The following is a 14880-nucleotide window of genomic DNA, read 5'->3' as shown; positions in this document are numbered from 1 at the left end:
ATATAAAAGTAGGTTGATATAAAAAATAGTATCTGGTAAATAGTTGATTTAGAGAGAACAATGGAAAAGGCGTTACTTGCATATATTTATTTGCCCTCCTTTTAGGGGAAAGACAGTAATATTACATTATAAAATAAAACCATGCGTGCTGTTGTGGCACAGATTTGGGGCAATCAATAAAAATTCACTGATGGACATAGTTATAATAGGAGCGGGGAACGTGGCGCATTGTTTTGGTCATTTCATGAAGCTGCACGGCCACCAGGTAAAACAGGTGATCAGCCGGCAGCAGGAGCACGCAAAGGAGCTGGCGGAACTGCTGGGGGCCGGTTATACAACAGACCTGCTGGACATAGACATGGAGGCAGACGTATACCTGCTGGCGGTGGGAGACACGGTGCTGGAGGAGCTGAACGACCAGTTGCGCCTGGGCCGCCGCATAGTGGTGCATACTGCCGGGGCGGTGTCTATAGACGCCATTGCCCGCATATCTGTTAATACGGGGGTGATGTACCCCCTGCAAAGCATCCGCAAGGAAACCAAGAGTTACCCCGCCATTCCCCTCATACTGGAGGCGCGTAATGATGAAGTGCAGCGGCGGCTGTTCCCCCTGGCCCAAAGCATCAGCTCCACCATTTCCTGGATGAGCTCCGCCGAAAGGCTGCAAATGCACCTGGCGGCCGTTTTCTGCAACAACTTCACCAATCACCTGCTGGCGCTGGCCAAATTCTATTGTGAGCAGGAAGGCAGGGATTTTTCGCTGCTCAGCCCTATCATCAGGGAAACTTTCCAGCGGCTGGACAAATACCCCCCGGAAACGGTGCAGACCGGCCCGGCCGTCCGGCACGATGAGAAGACCATGGCCCTGCACGAGTCCATTCTCCGGAATTACCCCTCCATGCAGCAGATTTACCCGCTGTTGTCTGAAAGTATTTACCAGTTTCACCGGAATGAGGGGTAAATGATTATTTTTGCGGACTGACCACAGCCAGCATATAATAATGATAAACGTTCTGGAGAAATTCACACATATCCGCACTTTTGTATTTGATGTAGACGGCGTTCTGACAGACGGCACGGTGCAACTGCTGCCCAATGGCGAGCAAAGCCGCCGAATGAGCATCAAAGACGGGTATGCCCTGCAACTGGCCGTTAAACAGGGGTACCGGGTGGCCGTTATCTCGGGCGGCCGTTCCGAAAGCGTGGTGGCCCGCCTCAACGGGCTGGGCATCACCGACGTGTTCACCGGGGTGCTCAACAAGGCCGAAAAGCTGGAAGACTATGCCCTTGAGCACGACCTGCTTTGGGAGCAGGTACTGTTCATGGGAGACGATATACCTGATTACCGGGCCATGCAGCTATGCGGCCTGGCCACCTGCCCGGCAGACGCCGCGCCGGAGATCAGGAGCATTTCCATGTACGTGTCTCCCGTTGCCGGGGGGCAGGGGTGCGTAAGAGATGTGATCGAAAAGGTGCTGAAACTGAACGGTCATTGGGTGCTGGATGAGGCCGTAGCGTCCAAATGAACGCCTGTACACACAAATTTATCATTCGTAATTCCTAACTGACTCATGACTTTACTGGCGGCTTTTTTCAGGATGGTGCGGTACCCTAACCTCATCTACATCGCGTTGACCCAGTTCCTGCTGCAGTACTGTGTGGTTGCGCCTGTATTGCAGAACAGCGGGGCGGAGCCTTCCCTCTCTTTCCCCCACTTTCTGATGCTCTGTTTCTCTACCGTACTGGTGGCGGCGGGCGGCTATATTATTAATGATTATTTCGATATCAATATAGATCTGGTGAACAAGCCGGAGAAGATGGTGGTGGAAAAGATCATCAACCGGCGCTGGGCCATGGCCTGGCATACCATATTAAATATGGCCGGTGTTTCCCTGGGTTTCCTGGTGGCCTTCCAGATAGGGCAGTTCTACCTCGGCTTTGTACAGGTGTTCTGTACCCTGCTGCTCTGGTTTTATTCCACCTCCTTCAAACGGCAGGTACTGATAGGGAACGTGGCCATCTCGCTGCTCACCGCGCTGAGCGTAGTGGTAGTGGGTTTCTATGAAAGACAGATCTATGAAAGTTTTGAGGCCATCATGAGCGCCACCGGCCGCAAACTCATCAAGATCATCGGTATTTATGCCCTGTTTGCCTTTGTATTGTCTATGGTCCGTGAAATAGTGAAGGATATGGAAGACATGATAGGGGACAGTAAAGACGGCTGCCGCACCATTCCTATTGTTTGGGGGCTGAAAAAGGCCAAGGCCTTTACCATGTTGCTGATGGTGATATTGCAGGCCCTGCTGGTAATTATTATGGTAGTGACGGCGTTCAAAACCTGGTACGCCGCCGCGGGGTATATATTGCTGTTCGTATTGCTGCCTTTCACGCTGTTTGTACAAAAACCGTTTCTGCAGGCATACCAGCCCGCCCATTTCCACAAGATCAGCACCTGGATCAAAATAGTGATGCTGACGGGCATCCTTTCCATGGTCTTCTTTAAAATCATGCTATAAAGAATATGTATACCGGAAAACCAGTGGTGCTGGCCTCACAGTCGCCCCGCCGCCGGCAACTGCTTGAGCAGGCCGGCATTCCCTTTGAAGTTAAAGTAAGCGAGGCGGAAGAGACCTTTCCGCCCGGCATGCCGGTGCAGGAAGTACCGATACACATTGCCCGGCAAAAAGCAAAGGCGGTAGCCACCTTATACAACAATGGAGAAGTGATAGTGGCGGCAGATACCATTGTGGTGCTGAACGGCGCCATCATCGGCAAACCGGCCAACCGGGCGGATGCCATCCGTATATTGACGGCGCTCAGCGGCCAGGTGCATACGGTGATCACCGGGGTGGTCATACTGCACAACGGCCGGGAAGAGGCCTTTGCCCAAACCACAGAGGTGCATTTCAAGCCCCTCTCACAGGAACAGATCACCTATTATATAGACCATTACCAGCCATATGACAAAGCCGGGGCCTATGCCATACAGGAATGGATTGGGGCCGTAGGCATAGACCGTATCAACGGCTGCTTTTACAATGTAATGGGCCTGCCCATTAGCCAGGTAGCGGAGCGGCTGGAGAAGATATGATTTTATTATACATTATAAAAAAAATTCTTATATTTGTTTCCGTAATGTAATTTGTTAACGGAGGAGACCTTATACCATGAAAAACATCATTCCCTGCCTGCCCCTGGCATTGTGCCTGCTGGCCGCCTGTTCCAAAAAGAAAGACGCAACACCTGATGAACAGCAGCAGGAGAAAATAGCGGTTAGCCGCCTCATGCATGAAACAGACACCATTGCCTTTACCTACCGGGCAGATGGTACCCTTCAGCAGTTCAAACAATACGGCCAGTTGCCGCCTTTCTCGCCAGATTCTACCCAGGTGGTATATACCGGCGGCCAGATATCCGCTTTCAAAATATGGGTGATGGGAGACGAGCAGCCGCGCAACGACCGGGGTTTCCAATACAATGCCGCACAGCAGCTGAGCAGGATCAGTTACTACAACATGATAAGCGAAACCGAACTGGTCATTACGGATTATGACTCCCTGGTGTACGGACAGGGCAAGCTGTCAGCATTGCATGTGATAAACGGCTCCCAAAGGAACGAAGTGTACCGGCTCACCTGGGATAAAGACAACGTCAGCAAAGTGGAGCTTTACCAGCTCATTGGCGGGGAAGAAGTACTGTACAAAACAACCACGCTTACTTATACAGATAAAGACGCCCTGGGCCGCAGTTTCCCCGGGCAGTTCCTGTTCCTCCATACTTCCGGCAGGGACTTTACCACGCTCAGCGCCAACGCGCCGCTCAAGGCGGAAACGGTGGAGGAGCCCGGCGCCGTTAATACGGAACTGGTTACCTATGAATATGCCTATAACAACGATGGGCTGCCTGAAAAAATCATGACAAGAACAGGAGCGGGCGGTACGCCGGTAACCACCGGCATTGCGTACGTCAGCCTGCCGTAACGAGTAAAAAAAGAAGCGGCCGCATTGCAATGCGGCCGCTTCTTTTTTTACTGCTCCAGTACGAGCAGGTTCACATCTTTATTTTTGAGCCCGCGGGCGTCGTTGAGTTTTTGCAGGTTTATAGTGCCATCCACGTACCGGTACTCCGGCGATTCATATTTTTCCACAATGTTGTAGAACTCAGCCAGGTCTACCTGGTCAGGCGTGCAGTAGCGCACGTACACTTTCAGCTGCACATCGTTGGTGAAGGCGGGCTGGTTGTTCTGTTTGATCTTTTTGTATTCGTAGCGGTAGTTGTAGAGCAGCGCGGAAATATCGCTTAACACGGCGCTGCCGGTGGCGGTGCCGCCCGCGCCTTTGCCTACAAAGAACTGTTTGTCTGTGAAAGCGCTTTCCAGCAGCACGCCGTTGTACTCGTTGTACACATCATACAGCAGGTTGTGCTCGCGGATGAGGTGGGGCAGCACATATGCGTTCACGCTGCCGTTTTGCCGGCGGCAATTGCCAATGAGCTTGATGGTGCAGTTGCGCTGGCGGGCAAACTGAATGTCAAAGTCGTTGAGGTGATTGATGCCGAAGTTGAACACTTCTTCCGGTTTTACAAAAGTACCGAAGGCGTGCAGCAGCAGTATCACAATTTTGAACTTGGGATCGTAGCCTTCTACGTCGAGCGTGGGGTCTGTTTCCGCAAAACCCAGCTCCTGCGCCTGTTTGAGGGCAGTCTCAAAACTGAGGTTCTCCTCAAATATCTTGGTGAGGATGTAGTTGGTAGAACCGTTGCAGATGCCTTCTACCGCGTTCAGCAGGTCATTATCATAATACTCTTCCAGGTTGCGGATAATGGGAATGCTGGCGCAGCTGGACGCTTCGTAGAGGAAAGGCACCTTGTTCTCCACCTGCAGCTGGTACAGGGCGGGCAGGTTCTCGGCGATCATCCTTTTGCTGGCGCTTACCACGGCTTTGCCGTTGCGCAGCGCGGTGCTTACTATATGATAGGCCGCTTCCGTATCGTTGATAAGCTCTACCACCACGTCTATAGTAGGATCGTCCAGGATCTCTTTGGGGTCTGTGGTGAAGTAGCTCATGTCTATCGGGCGGCTCTTGTTCGGGTCTTTGATACAGATCTTCTTGATGCGGGCGTTGATGCCTTTGGTACGGTTCAGTACTTCATAAAGGCCCTGGCCTACACAGCCAAAACCGAAAATGCCAAGATTGATGTTCTTTTCCATAGATTATTGCAGTACGGTAATTTGTTTGCCTATTGGCTGGTTTAATTTATCCAATGCTTGTTTCAGGTCGTTAATAAGGTCTTCCACATCTTCAATGCCTACGGAGAGGCGGATGCATGACTCCTGCAGCCCGGCCTTGCGGCGGAACTCTTCCGGAATGGTGCGGTGCGTCATGGTGAACGGGTGGTTGAGCATGCTCTTCACCCCGCCAAAGCTCTCCGCCAGCTTGAACAGCTTGGTGGAGTTCACAATGCGGATGGCGTTCTTGATCTGGTCTTCCTTCAGGGAAAAACTCACCATGCCGCCGTAGGCCTTTTGCTGCTTGCGGGCAATGTGGTGGTTTTTGTGTGTGGCCAGGCCGGGGTAAAATACCTTGTCTACCGCCGGGTGCGCCGCCAGCCAGGTGGCAATGGCCATGGCGTTGGCGCATTGTTTTTCCAGGCGCAGGCTGAGCGTTTCTATGCCGCGGATGGTGAGCCAGGCCTCAAACGGGCTGAGAATGCTGCCGGATATGTTCTGGTTGAACTTCATCTGGTCTGCCAGCGTTTTCGAGTTGACCACCACCAGCCCGGCAATCACGTCTGTATGGCCGGCCAGGTATTTGGAAGCGCTTTCAATAACAATGTCTGCCCCCATCGGGATAGGCTTTTGCAGCAGGGGCGTGCAAAACGTATTGTCTACCACCAGCAGTATGTTGTGCTGCCGGGCTATTTTGCTGATAGACTTGATGTCTGATATCTTCAGCATGGGGTTGGTGGGAGACTCCAGCCAGATGATGCGCGTTTTCTCCGTGAGCTTTTCCAGTACTTTATCAATGTCGCTGGTGTCTACAAAATTCACCTTCACGCCAAAGCGCTCAAACATATGATGGAATATCTGGAAGATGCCGCCATAGGTATCTTCTACCGCCATGATCTCGTCCCCGCTTTTGAGTAGCTTCAGTACGGAGTCAATGGCCGCCATGCCGCTGGCAAAGGCAAAACCGGCATACCCCTCTTCCAGGCTGCAGATCAGGTCTTCCAGCACTTTCCGCGTGGGATTGTTGGCCCGCGAAAATTCAAATCCCTTGTTGATCCCCGGGCTTTCCTGCACAAACGTAGACGTTTGGTAGATGGGCACGGAAATAGCGCCTGTCAGCTCATCCACCGGGATGCTATGGATCAGTTGTGTAGATGGTTTCATCTCCGAATTTTTTTCGAGGGTCATATGCAGCCGTGCAAAATACCCGGCTTCATGGTTGATCAATGTTTTACGAAACGAACTATAAAAGCGTCATTAAATGTCAGCTTACAAGAGAAGGAATAAAAAAAGCCCTTCCGGGGTTGGAAGAGCCTTTTGCAATATGATGGTGCATGTAAATATCTCTGCCAACTTATCTTTCCCCGTACAACGGGGCCGGAATTAGCACCTTTTTTCCGCCAGCCGGCGGAATTGGTTGCTAAGGCTTCTCAGGGCCAGTACCCTCTGCCTTTCTGGATAAGTGATGTTTAAGAACTGTGCGCAAAGGTAATGGTAGAAAGCCCAATTTTCCAAATACCGGGCATGAATTTCGATTTTTTTGAAAAAAAGGAGTAATTTATTAACCGTTTGTAATACTATTTTATGAGTACTGTTAACCCGCTCTTCTCTGAGGAATTGCTGCAGCATATCTGGCAATTCCGCCTCTTCAACCAGCAAAACCTGGCCACGGTGAACGGTGAGCCCCTGTACGTGGTCCACCCCGGGGAGCTGAACCGCCATGCAGGCCCTGACTTTACCGGCGCCCGCCTGCGTATAGGCGGCATGGAATGGGCCGGTAACGTGGAGCTGCACTACCGCACGTCTGACTGGCGGCGGCATGGCCACCACCGCAACCCCAGGTATGACAATGTGGTGCTGCATGTGGTGTTTGAGCATGACGCCCCCTTCCACACGGCGCCCTGCCTGGAGCTGCAACACCGCATTCCCAAGCTCATGCTGAAGCGTTACCGCGCCCTGAAAGAAAGCGCCGCCTTTGTGCCCTGCGCGCCGCTGCTGCACCGGGTAAACGAAGATGCCTGGGGCCCCTGGAAGGCCCGGCTGCTGCATGAGCGGCTGCAACGCAAGGCAAACGTGCTGCGCGGATGGCTGGAACAGAGCCGTTGTAACTGGGAAGAAGTTTGTTTCCGTGCCGTGGCCCAGGGCTTTGGCATGCCGGTCAACACAGCGGCCTTTCTGGAGCTTTCTTTTTCCTTGCCCTTTATGGTACTGGCCCGGCAGCGCAGCTGCCTGCCGCGCCTGGAAGCCCTGCTCTTTGGCCAGTCCGGCATGCTGGGAGGCGCCTTTGCAGACGCCTACCCGCAGGAGCTACAAAGGGAGTACCGGTTCCTGCAGCACAAATACCGGCTGGAGCCTATGGCCGCCCATAGCTGGCAATGGCTGCGCATGCGGCCCTCTTCTTTTCCCACCATGCGCATTGCCTGCTTTGCGGCACTGCTGCACAACAGTCCCCACCTGTTCTCCCGCCTGCTGGAAACAGAGCGGCTGCCGGAAGCCGAAAGCCTCTTCGTCGTAGAGCCGTCTGCGTACTGGCGGCACCATTACCGGTTCGATATACCGGCCGTGCGCACCAACGGCCTGGGAAAGGGCACTGTGCAGCATCTGTTCATCAATACCGTAGCCCCGTTGCTGCATCTTTACGGGGACTATATGGGCCTGCCGCAATACAAGCAGCGGGCGCTCCGCTTTTTACAGGAGCTGCCGGCGGAAAATAACCGGGTACTGCGGGGCTGGGCGGAAGAGCAGGTGCCGGCCGCCAACGCGGCAGACTCCCAGGCGCTGCTCCAGCTCAAACAGTCTTATTGCGATACAAAGAATTGCCTGAACTGCGCTATAGGGGAGCGTTTGCTAAGAGGGGAGGAAGTATGGGTATGCCGGGAAGGGGAGGAGGATGACTGGATGTAAAGGGAGCCGGCCCGCTGCGGGACCGTGCGTTTCATCATTGCCTTCGATACGAACAAAAAAAAGGGAGCTGGCCCGCTGCGGGTCACCTCCCCGGGTAGATATCATGTTCATAAACGGCAAGCCGGGTACGTTTTGCAGAAACACCGCCCGGCGGCAGCCTGTTTCCGCTCATGTTGACGCTGCCGGCAATTACCAGTTGAAAGTCACGTTTTGTTTGATATCCGGATGTACGCTTTCCGCTACCGGACAGGTGTACGCCACGTTCTCCAGTATTTTGCGGTCTTTTTCATCCAGCCCGTGGCCTTCAGGAAAGTCGAATACGATATTCACGCCGGTAATGCGGCGGGGTTCGGTACCCATGATCTTCTCCACGCTTACCCTGGTGCCGTTTATGTTCCAGCCCTTGTCCCGCGCCTTGATGCCCATAATGGTCAGCATGCAGGAGCCCAGGGCGGTGGCCACCAGGTCACTGGGAGAAAAGCGCTCCCCCTTCCCGTTATTGTCTACCGGTGCGTCTGTTTCTATTACTGTGCCGGACCGCAGGTGGGTGGCGGTGGTCCTTAATTCCCCGTTGTAAAGTATTGCTGATGTTTGCATGGCTGGTGTATTTTCTGTGCAAAATAAGCGTATTTTTAATGTATGTTTGTATAGGAATAAAACATAAAACGTAATCAGGCGTTTAAATTAAAATAATCGCGCACGGTGAAAAAAATACATGTACTCTTACTGCTCCTGATGACCGCTTCCTGTCTCTATGCCCAAGATAAACCGTCCAAAAAGGAGGAACGGGAACAGAAAAGGCTGAGGAAGATTTCCCTGTTCAGGGAAATTGAGGAGGGAGACAACCTTTTTAACCGGGAGTTTTCCGGTGGCGCCAGGTTAAATACAGACGGCTGGACGGGTTTCCTCGAAATGGGATACCGCAAAACCGCCGGCACCGTCAACTACTTCCAGTTTGAATTTTCCGAGAAAAGAGACCCGAAGCAAGACCGGTCTTCCCGCATTATTCCCGTGGGCGGCGGTTTTGGTATCAGCAGCACGCCCTTTGTGTATGGGAAAATGAATAATTTTTACCAGGCCAAGCTGGGCATTGGGCAAAAACGGCTGATCGGCGGCAAAGGGAACAAGAACGGGGTGGAAGTAAACGGCATTTATTACGGGGGTATTTCCTTCGGGCTGGTAAAACCGTATTATCTTGACCTGATGAGCGACGCCGGGGACCCCAATAACCGCAGAACAGTAAAGTATTCTGATGACATCCGTGACGATTTTCTGAACCACGACCTGATTTACGGCGCCGGCGGGTTCACCAAAGGCTGGAATGAAGTGAGCGTGAACCCCGGTTTGCATGCCAAAGTGGGCTTCCGGTTCGACTGGGCGCGTTTTAACGACGTGATCTCGGCCCTGGAAGTAGGCATTAACGCCGAATATTACACCAAAAAGGTGCAAATTATGGTGGAAAGAGATCCTAAGTCATTCTTTTTCAATGCTTATATAGGCTTGCAGCTGGGTAAACGCTGGAATAAGTAACTTTGCACATTATTAATCGAAGAAAGGATCAGCGATGCAAGAATTACCCGTAATTGCAGCAGAAACGGCTGCACCAAGAGTGAAGAAACCGGACTGGCTGCGCGTGAAACTGCCGATAGGAGAAAATTACAGGCAGGTCAGGAACCTGGTAGATACCCATAAGTTACATACCATTTGTGAAAGCGGCAACTGCCCCAATATGGGCGAGTGCTGGGGCGCCGGAACGGCCACTTTCATGATACTGGGCAATATATGTACCCGCAGCTGCGGCTTCTGCGCCGTGGCCACCGGGCGGCCCGAGGCGGTAGACTGGGATGAGCCGCAGCGTGTGGCGGAAGCTATTTACCTCATGAAGGTGAAGCACGCGGTGATCACCTCGGTAGACCGGGATGAGCTGAAAGACGGCGGCTCCATCATCTGGGCCAACACCATCCGCGCCGTACGGGCCCTCAACCCCAACACCACCATGGAAACCCTCATCCCCGATTTCAGGGGCATCTGGGAAAACCTGGAGCGGGTGATAGAAGCGGCCCCGGAAGTAGTTTCCCACAACCTGGAAACAGTAGAGCGCATGACCAAACAAGTGCGCATTCAAGCTAAATACCACCGCAGCCTCGAAGTGATACGCCGTCTCAAACAAGGAGGCATGCGTACCAAAAGCGGTATCATGCTGGGCCTGGGAGAAACCAAAGAAGAAGTGGTACAGGCCATGCAAGACCTGTATGACAATGGCTGTGATGTAGTGACCCTCGGCCAGTACCTCCAGCCCACTCCCAAACACCTCCCTGTTGTACGCTTCGTACATCCGGACGAGTTTGCCGAGCTGCGCGAGATCGGTTACGGCATGGGGCTGGATTATGTGGAAGCAGGGCCTTTGGTACGCTCTTCTTACCACGCGGAAAAACACATTTTCAGCGGAAGAAAATAATTATCAGAACAATTGTATTAGAATGAGCTGCTTCGCTATGGAGCAGCTCTTTTTTTGCCGGAACGGACGGTTTACGGCGGATAGGGAAGAATGGCCCGCAACTATATGCGCGCCTTTTTTGCCGCACGGAATGGCACTGATGCAAATACACCTCACCCCGTACATCAGAAATAACACAGGCGGTTAAATATTCTTTCCTATTTTTCTGCCATGAAACGGACCCTCTTGCTTGCAGCGGCATTATTTCCCGCAATAACCTATGCCCAGTTGACCTGGCACCCTTCAACCACCCATAATCAAGGCCTGCCGCCCGGCGTAAAGGTGTATGAGACCAAAGACTCGCTGGATGGCAAACCCTTCAGGGCATTCTACCTGGAAGCAGACCTGCAAGACCCGCAACTGGAATTTGTAGTGCTCTCCGGCCACGGCAAGCGGTATACGCCGGCGCAGTTTGACAGTATTGAGAACCATAATACGCTGGCAGTGATCAATACCACTTTCTTCTCTTTTAAAGACAATAGCAACGTTAATATTGTGATGCACAACGGGAAGGTGCTGGCCGCCAACCCCAAGTTCAAACAATACACCACCCGTGGCGCTTTTGGCATCAACCGCCGGCGCCAGCCTGATATTGCCTGGGTATACAACGTGGGCAAAAAAGACCGCCCTTACGCTTATGACGAGCCTGTAACGCCACTGATCAACGGTACAGACACTACCTACCGCGAGCCGGGCAAACGCTTCCCCCGCGGGGCGCATAAATGGAAAATGAAAGAGGCCGTAGGCGGCGGGCCGGTACTGGTGCAGAACGGCCAGGCCTTCATTACCAGCAAACAGGAGAGAATGCTGAACGAGAAAGATTTTCATCCCCGGTCAGCCGTTGGGTACACGGCAAACGGTAAACTGATATTGCTGGCTATTGAAGGCCGCCATAAGGGCATAGCGGAAGGCGCCACGTTCCCGCAGATGGCAAAAATATTCACAGACCTGCATTGCGTGGAAGCGCTCAACCTGGACGGCGGCGGTTCTTCCGCTTTGTACGTGCAGCAGCAGAATACCATCAAACCTTCAGACGCCGGCGGGCAGCGGGCGGTACCCACCGTATTGGTGATACGCCGCAAATAGCTTACTCCTCTACTCCTTCTTTATTTTCCGCTCCCCGTCTTCGTCAAACTCCTGCAGCAGATGCCATTCTGTGAGGCCGGTGAGCAGCAGGGCGCAGATGATCACCGGGGTAACGGTGAGATAGAGAAACAAATCTGTTTGTGTCTTGAACAGCAGCGCCATCAGCAGGCCGAATGGAATGAGTATATAGGCCATACGCCGGGATAGGAAAGCTGCGTACTGGTTAGCTTCATGCCAGGTGTTTTCATTAATGGTGGAAGAAAAAGTACGGTACCCGTACCATGTTTTCATGCTGCGTGGAGGATACTTGCGGATCATGAAGCCCATAAACAGGAACAACAGGCCCGCTAAAAGGCTGGCATTGAAAAAGGGGCTATTCAAAATGCTGTCCATAAAAAAACGTGGTGCAACAATAGCATTGCACCACGTTTTTATTACAACTGAGTTTATTGTTTTGTTGAGTCTGCTGCGGTGTTTTTGCGCTTCAGCAGGTTATTGAGGGTATTATTCAGGGTTTTTTCCGCCGCCTTGCCCGCATTTTGCAGGGGCTTGCCCTGCGCCGCGCTGTCTTTCCCACCCAGCAACTGCTTTTTCAGCTCGTCTTTTACAGCGGAAACAGCTTCGTTCTTCACATGGTCAAGTGAGTCTTTCACTGTATTCTTCACCGTGTCCAGCTTGTTTTTTACCATGGCGGTGGCCTGATCTTTCAGGTTGTCTGCCGCGTTGCCGGCTACTTCTTTCAGATCTGTTTTCAGGGTGGGTTTGAGCATGCTGCCGCCCATCAGTATGTTGAGGTACACGGTATCGCTCAGCTGTACGGGAATGCCCTTGTTGTTGGCCTGTGTGACCAGGTTGTTCACCAGGCTGTTGCCCTTCTGGCCCAGCAGCGCGCGGGGCAGCGCCAGCTGCATGGTATAGTCCATGCTCTGGTCAAAGCCGTGCGAGCCGCCAATGAGCATGTTCATATTGGAAAGTTTTACACGAAAGGGGTTCACCGTCATCCGGCCGTTCTCAAAGGCAAAATAGTTCTTGATGTCACGCACGGAAATATCCTGCAGGGAGGCTACGTTCAGCTGGTTGGCCAGCTGGTCAATCGGGGCGAACTTTTTCAGGAAACCTTGTATCAATAACAGGTTGCCGTCTCCCGTGAGCGTATTCAGCACGGGGCTCATGTCTTCACCGAGCTTGCCTTTCACCGTCAGCTGCGAGCTGAGCTTGCCGCTCAGGAACTGCGCAATGGGCATCAGTTTCTGTACCGTGTTGAAGGCCTTGAAGGTCTGCTGCACGTCCAGCTCCTTTACATCGTAGCTGAGGCTGATATCAGGTTGCTGCTTGTTCTCTTTGGTGGAGTAAGTGCCGTTTATTTTCATGGTGCCCTGCAGCGCATTGGCTTTGATGTCTTTCATGGTCACCGTTTCATCATTGATTTTCAGCGTACCGGAAAGCTGGCTGAGGTCTACCTTGTCATAATGCACTTTTTCCGCTTCCGCATTGATAGTGAAATCAAGGTTGTTGGGTACCACAAAAGGTCCGGAGGCCACCGTGTCAGCAGTTTTTGCAGCAGCCGGTCCGGTGCTGCCCGTGGCCATCCATTTATCCAGGTTGATGTGGCCGGCCTTAAGGTCTAGCCGGCCGCTGAGCGCATCGTTACGCAGCGCGTAGGCCAGCAGGTTGTTGATCTCTCCCGTGGCGGCAAAGCTGGTGCCCAGGTATTCGCCCTTGAAGTCTGGAATGGTAACATTTTTGGGATTGAAAAGCATTTGCAGGGTAGATACTTTCACCCCTTCCGGGTAATCATTGCTGGCGTACAAGAGGTTGTTCACCGCCAGTTTGCCGGAGGCGTCAAATTTTTCGTATTGCTGCTTTTCAATAGCGCTCATATAGCCCCGTGCCTTCAGGTCTGCATCCAGCAGGCCGGCCAGTTTGGTACCTTTCTCAAACTTCACGAACTGGCCTACCTTGCCCAGGTCCAGCTGGCCTTTGGCCGCCGCATCCAGGTAGAGGTCAGATACCGGGGTTTTCACCATCAGGCGCATGTCTACCGGGCTGTTGTCCATTTCAAGATGTGCCTGCGGCACGTCAATGATCGTATGGTCCGGCACACCGTCAGGGTTGCTCACGTTCACGGCCAGCTGTATGTTCTTTACCGGCTTGGGCAGGTCAGGGTACTGGAAGAAGCCGTTCTTGACAGACAGGTTGATGCTGTAGGCGGGCATCTGCTCCGGCGTGTAAGTACCTTTCACAAAACCGGAGAAGGCGGCGCTGCCGCTCGTTTTGATGCTGGCAAAATCTTGTGAATAGATAGCGGGCACCAGCGAAAGCACGTCTTTGAAGTCCGTAGAAGGAGCGGCAAACCGGATGTCCATTTTGTAGCTGCTGTCATTGAGCAGTTGTACAAACCCTTCTGAAGTTATCTTCAGGTTGTTGACGGCAATTTTATCCGTTTTGAAGGAGTAGGTGCTGGTTTTGTTGTTGATGTTCACATCTGCCAGTATGTCTACTTTGGTATTGACCAGGTAGGGAATGAAGCCATAGGCAAAGTTCAGCGACTCCGTGGTGGTGGAGGTTTGCAGGGTGAACTCGTCTTGCGAGAAATCTCCTTTCCCCTTGTGGTTCAACCGTTCTATGGTGAAGTGCATATGACCCTCCCGGTCGCTGTACCGGAGTGTGGCATTTTCAATGCTGTACTGGCGGAGACTGAGCGAAAAATTGCTTTGCGCGGTATCTTCCGGCGCGCCGGTATCTGCCGTGGTATCTGGTTTGGCAATATCCCAGTTGGCGCGGCCCTGCTCGTCAATAATGGCGTATACCCGGGGCTGTTGCAATACAATATTGTAAATGTCAATTTTTTCGCCCCTGATGGCGCTCATCAGGTCCATGGCAATATCCAGCCGTTTTACGGCTACCAGCGTATCGCCCGCAAAATGGTCGATGCCTGTTACCTGCAGCTCATCTAGCGCTACGGCCAGGCGGGGAAACCTGCGGAAGAGGCTGATATCCACGTCTTTGAAATCTACTTTGGCATTCAGGTTCTTGTTAACCTCCGTTTTGATCTTGGCAATGATCTGACCTTTAAACAGGTACGGTACCGCAATCAGTATTGCGATCAAAACCAGCAAGCCAATGCCGATGCCTTTCAGTACCTTTTTTAACTTCATAGGAACCG

General features: G+C 52.6%; 14 protein-coding genes and 1 riboswitch. Of the genes, 9 read left to right on the top strand and 5 right to left on the bottom strand.

Annotated features, from left to right (window positions below):
* Nucleotides 1–190 precede the first annotated feature (190 nt).
* The 5 genes from D3A97_RS01430 to D3A97_RS01410 all read left to right on the top strand — a co-directional run bounded on the left by D3A97_RS01430 (nt 191) and on the right by D3A97_RS01410 (nt 3980).
* Nucleotides 191–961 (top strand): Rossmann-like and DUF2520 domain-containing protein, encoded by a 771-nt coding sequence (locus D3A97_RS01430; protein ID WP_119075950.1) that lies wholly within the window; start codon nt 191–193, stop codon nt 959–961.
* 40 nt (nt 962–1001) lie between these two features.
* Complete coding sequence (locus D3A97_RS01425) at nt 1002–1526, top strand: KdsC family phosphatase (RefSeq protein ID WP_232825814.1); 525 nt, start codon at nt 1002–1004, stop codon at nt 1524–1526.
* 45 nt (nt 1527–1571) lie between these two features.
* Nucleotides 1572–2516 carry a geranylgeranylglycerol-phosphate geranylgeranyltransferase gene (locus D3A97_RS01420; protein WP_119075948.1) on the top strand — a complete coding sequence of 315 codons (945 nt, stop codon included), beginning with the start codon at nt 1572–1574 and terminating at the stop codon, nt 2514–2516.
* A gap of 5 nt (nt 2517–2521) precedes the next feature.
* On the top strand, nt 2522–3091 hold the full coding sequence (locus D3A97_RS01415; RefSeq protein ID WP_119075946.1) for a Maf family protein: 570 nt from the start codon (nt 2522–2524) through the stop codon (nt 3089–3091).
* 76 nt (nt 3092–3167) lie between these two features.
* Nucleotides 3168–3980 (top strand): hypothetical protein, encoded by an 813-nt coding sequence (locus tag D3A97_RS01410; protein ID WP_119075944.1) that lies wholly within the window; start codon nt 3168–3170, stop codon nt 3978–3980.
* 47 nt (nt 3981–4027) lie between these two features.
* Here the strand turns inward: D3A97_RS01410 and D3A97_RS01405 are convergent, their stop codons facing one another.
* Nucleotides 4028–5209: a homoserine dehydrogenase gene (locus D3A97_RS01405; RefSeq protein ID WP_119075942.1), complete on the bottom strand. Its 1182-nt coding sequence runs from the start codon at nt 5207–5209 to the stop codon at nt 4028–4030.
* A 3-nt stretch (nt 5210–5212) separates the two neighbouring features.
* Nucleotides 5213–6391, bottom strand: a complete 1179-nt coding sequence (locus D3A97_RS01400) for a trans-sulfuration enzyme family protein (RefSeq protein WP_119078370.1) — start codon at nt 6389–6391, stop codon at nt 5213–5215.
* A gap of 187 nt (nt 6392–6578) precedes the next feature.
* Nucleotides 6579–6692: riboswitch (SAM riboswitch) on the bottom strand.
* A 119-nt stretch (nt 6693–6811) separates the two neighbouring features.
* On the opposite strand from D3A97_RS01400, the gene D3A97_RS01395 reads away from it, so the two are divergent.
* Complete coding sequence (locus tag D3A97_RS01395) at nt 6812–8131, top strand: DUF2851 family protein (RefSeq protein ID WP_119075940.1); 1320 nt, start codon at nt 6812–6814, stop codon at nt 8129–8131.
* Nucleotides 8132–8320: 189 nt separating this feature from the next.
* Here the strand turns inward: D3A97_RS01395 and D3A97_RS01390 are convergent, their stop codons facing one another.
* Complete coding sequence (locus D3A97_RS01390; protein WP_119075938.1) at nt 8321–8728, bottom strand: OsmC family protein; 408 nt, start codon at nt 8726–8728, stop codon at nt 8321–8323.
* Between the two features lie 105 nt (nt 8729–8833).
* Here D3A97_RS01390 and D3A97_RS01385 point away from each other — a divergent pair, with 105 nt between their 5' ends.
* The 3 genes from D3A97_RS01385 (at nt 8834) to D3A97_RS01375 (ending at nt 11714) form a co-directional block, all read left to right on the top strand.
* A complete protein-coding gene (locus D3A97_RS01385; RefSeq protein WP_119075935.1) occupies nt 8834–9661 on the top strand; it encodes a hypothetical protein in 828 nt (275 codons plus the stop codon).
* A 34-nt stretch (nt 9662–9695) separates the two neighbouring features.
* Entirely contained in the window at nt 9696–10589 is an 894-nt protein-coding gene (gene lipA / locus D3A97_RS01380) for a lipoyl synthase (RefSeq protein ID WP_119075933.1), read from the top strand.
* 210 nt (nt 10590–10799) lie between these two features.
* Nucleotides 10800–11714: a phosphodiester glycosidase family protein gene (locus tag D3A97_RS01375; RefSeq protein WP_119075931.1), complete on the top strand. Its 915-nt coding sequence runs from the start codon at nt 10800–10802 to the stop codon at nt 11712–11714.
* 9 nt (nt 11715–11723) lie between these two features.
* On the opposite strand, the gene D3A97_RS01370 is transcribed toward D3A97_RS01375, so the two are convergent.
* Together D3A97_RS01370 and D3A97_RS01365 are read right to left on the bottom strand one after the other, a co-directional pair.
* Complete coding sequence (locus tag D3A97_RS01370; protein WP_119075929.1) at nt 11724–12107, bottom strand: SdpI family protein; 384 nt, start codon at nt 12105–12107, stop codon at nt 11724–11726.
* Between the two features lie 53 nt (nt 12108–12160).
* A complete protein-coding gene (locus D3A97_RS01365) occupies nt 12161–14872 on the bottom strand; it encodes an AsmA-like C-terminal region-containing protein (protein WP_157986299.1) in 2712 nt (903 codons plus the stop codon).
* Nucleotides 14873–14880: the final 8 nt, after the last annotated feature.

It is taken from the genome of Chitinophaga alhagiae (genome assembly GCF_003568665.1).
In the GTDB taxonomy this organism is placed as follows: domain Bacteria; phylum Bacteroidota; class Bacteroidia; order Chitinophagales; family Chitinophagaceae; genus Chitinophaga; species Chitinophaga alhagiae.
This window is presented reverse-complemented; position numbering and strand designations above follow the sequence as displayed.

Excerpts from the sequence above, each read along its gene's own strand:
- D3A97_RS01415 (WP_119075946.1), top strand. The coding sequence starts at position 2,522 with ATGTATACCGGAAAACCAGTGGTGCTGGCCTCACAGTCGCCCCGCCGC.
- D3A97_RS01425 (WP_232825814.1), top strand. The coding sequence starts at position 1,002 with ATGATAAACGTTCTGGAGAAATTCACACATATCCGCACTTTTGTATTT.
- D3A97_RS01405 (WP_119075942.1), bottom strand. The coding sequence starts at position 5,209 with ATGGAAAAGAACATCAATCTTGGCATTTTCGGTTTTGGCTGTGTAGGC.
- D3A97_RS01370 (WP_119075929.1), bottom strand. The coding sequence starts at position 12,107 with ATGGACAGCATTTTGAATAGCCCCTTTTTCAATGCCAGCCTTTTAGCG.
- D3A97_RS01375 (WP_119075931.1), top strand. The coding sequence starts at position 10,800 with ATGAAACGGACCCTCTTGCTTGCAGCGGCATTATTTCCCGCAATAACC.
- D3A97_RS01390 (WP_119075938.1), bottom strand. The coding sequence starts at position 8,728 with ATGCAAACATCAGCAATACTTTACAACGGGGAATTAAGGACCACCGCC.
- D3A97_RS01430 (WP_119075950.1), top strand. The coding sequence starts at position 191 with ATGGACATAGTTATAATAGGAGCGGGGAACGTGGCGCATTGTTTTGGT.
- D3A97_RS01400 (WP_119078370.1), bottom strand. The coding sequence starts at position 6,391 with ATGAAACCATCTACACAACTGATCCATAGCATCCCGGTGGATGAGCTG.
- D3A97_RS01410 (WP_119075944.1), top strand. The coding sequence starts at position 3,168 with ATGAAAAACATCATTCCCTGCCTGCCCCTGGCATTGTGCCTGCTGGCC.
- lipA (WP_119075933.1), top strand. The coding sequence starts at position 9,696 with ATGCAAGAATTACCCGTAATTGCAGCAGAAACGGCTGCACCAAGAGTG.
- D3A97_RS01365 (WP_157986299.1), bottom strand. The coding sequence starts at position 14,872 with ATGAAGTTAAAAAAGGTACTGAAAGGCATCGGCATTGGCTTGCTGGTT.
- D3A97_RS01395 (WP_119075940.1), top strand. The coding sequence starts at position 6,812 with ATGAGTACTGTTAACCCGCTCTTCTCTGAGGAATTGCTGCAGCATATC.
- D3A97_RS01420 (WP_119075948.1), top strand. The coding sequence starts at position 1,572 with ATGACTTTACTGGCGGCTTTTTTCAGGATGGTGCGGTACCCTAACCTC.